A 1,884-nucleotide genomic window follows, 5' to 3' on the forward strand; every position below is an offset into this window, starting at 1 on the left:
TAGCTAAATCAGGATTAATATATGATGGAAATTATAAAAGTACTTTAGTGAAAAATTAATACATTTTTACTTGTTTTTTACCACAGTACTTTGTTAGCTGTAGTTTTTATTTTTAATTAAATTTTTCACAATAATCGTTATGTCGGCTACTAAATATCCTCCAATAATTATGATACCTATAATTCCTAATGGTCTTTGTCTTGGGTAATATGGGTCAGGATTAAAAATCATTAGAATGCATAAATAAAGCATTAATAGACAGAAAGGATAGAGCAATAGTCTTGTCAAAACTTTTGTAAAAGTCCATTCCTTAACCTTTTCTCTTTTTAATTCCGTTTTCGGTATGTTTATGAGTTCAGGATTATTTTCTCGTTCTATATTTTCTATGGCTTCTTTCAGTTCGTCAGTCAATATTTTTGACTCGTACTTTTTCGCTTTATACATTACTAAATGCAATAAAGTTCCAATTATTGAAATTCCGCTTATTCCAATTATGGCAGTCTTAAATTCAGTCGTAAATAATAAAACCAAAGCAAGTATAATAAAAAATCCGATTGATATTTTATTCAGAAGTTTGTGATAAGGATTCTTTTCCGTTTTTATTCCGTTCAATTCTCCTTTTTGGTCAAAAGTCAGATGGAAAACAGGATAAGCTCCTCTTAAAAAATGTGCAGACCTCCAAATCAGAAGTTCATTCGGTTTTATTTCTCCGCTGTATTTTATTGTGTTGTAAAAAAACGCATCGTTCCAATGATTCTTCAGAGTGCTTTTTTTGTTCTGAATAATTAATTTTTCGATGTCTTTTTTTTCTACCATAAAGATTGGTTCAAATTACAGCTAACGTTGTTGTATATGGTTTGTTGCGTGGTTTAAGCACCTAATTTAGTAAATAAAAACCGAATAGAAAATCCGCTAGGATTTTCGTAAGTAGGCTAGAACTAGCAATAAATTATATACGGTGTTGTAGGTAGTTTTTATCTTTTCATTCTTATTGTAATCGGATATTCTTTTCCGCTAATTTTTGTCCAACCAACGATTAAAATCCAACTCGTATGTAAACTTAAATTTATATTCAAATCATTGTGTTCCATAAAGTACAATGCTGTTTCATAATCATTTTGATTTTTTTCGTTAATTCTAATCTGTCCTTTTTTTCCTAAATCGATTTCACGAGCATAAAATTCAGGCGAATAAATTCCGTAACTAAATTCAAAGTCATCTTTTTCACATAATTGATCGAAAGTACTTTCATCAGACTTGATTGTCAAATCAATAATTTTATTTCCGCTAATTTCAATTTTTGATTTTTCGAAGTCAAAACAAAAATCATAATTTCCAATTGAGAACTCTTCCTTAATTTCTTCAGATTTACTCGTTTTTTTCTTAAATATATTCCTCATTCATCTACTTTTTAACCTCGTTCTTCTTTTACTGTAGCAGCATTTAAAATTGATAATAAATCACTATTTGCTTTATTAACTATCGAATCAATTTCATTTTCAAATCGAGATAAAAATACGATAGCAGACTTTACTTGAAATAAATTGTATTTCATTGTATCAACATTGAGTTTGTTAAATTTTATTTCAACAGTTTCTAAATGATAATTTTTATCAGTTATTAATTCAAAATAAAGTTTCTCTGGGTCTTTTCTCATAATTACCTACAACGTGTTTGTGTATGGTTAGTTGCGTGTTTAAGCAACTAAGTTAGCAAACTAATCACAGATAGAAAATTCCAGCGGAATTTTCGTAAGTCGGCAGTGAACCAAGCAATTAATTATACACGGCTTAAGTTTACAATTCATTAAATTTAAGGATAAATCAGAAAAGACAAAAGAGAGGAGTAAGGTTAATATACACGCAGAAGCTTTAGACTTCGTCA

At 28.8% G+C, this 1,884-nt stretch carries 3 protein-coding genes; all 3 read right to left on the bottom strand.

The genetic code is table 11. The features are described 5' to 3' along the window. Nucleotides 1-93: 93 nt before the first annotated feature. Nucleotides 94-816: a hypothetical protein gene (locus DFQ10_RS18420; protein WP_115818919.1), complete on the bottom strand. Its 723-nt coding sequence runs from the start codon at nt 814-816 to the stop codon at nt 94-96. 158 nt (nt 817-974) lie between these two features. Beyond that, a complete protein-coding gene (locus DFQ10_RS18425; protein WP_115818920.1) occupies nt 975-1,400 on the bottom strand; it encodes a hypothetical protein in 426 nt (141 codons plus the stop codon). 11 nt (nt 1,401-1,411) lie between these two features. Further along, nucleotides 1,412-1,657 (bottom strand): hypothetical protein, encoded by a 246-nt coding sequence (locus DFQ10_RS18430; protein WP_115818921.1) that lies wholly within the window; start codon nt 1,655-1,657, stop codon nt 1,412-1,414. Nucleotides 1,658-1,884 lie beyond the last annotated feature (227 nt).

Origin of the sequence: Winogradskyella eximia, assembly GCF_003386165.1 — a bacterium.
Lineage (GTDB): Bacteria > Bacteroidota > Bacteroidia > Flavobacteriales > Flavobacteriaceae > Winogradskyella > Winogradskyella eximia.

Bases quoted from the DNA above. Each gene is read 5' to 3' on its own strand.
- DFQ10_RS18420 (WP_115818919.1), bottom strand. From the start codon at position 816: ATGGTAGAAAAAAAAGACATCGAAAAATTAATTATTCAGAACAAAAAA.
- DFQ10_RS18425 (WP_115818920.1), bottom strand. From the start codon at position 1,400: ATGAGGAATATATTTAAGAAAAAAACGAGTAAATCTGAAGAAATTAAG.
- DFQ10_RS18430 (WP_115818921.1), bottom strand. From the start codon at position 1,657: ATGAGAAAAGACCCAGAGAAACTTTATTTTGAATTAATAACTGATAAA.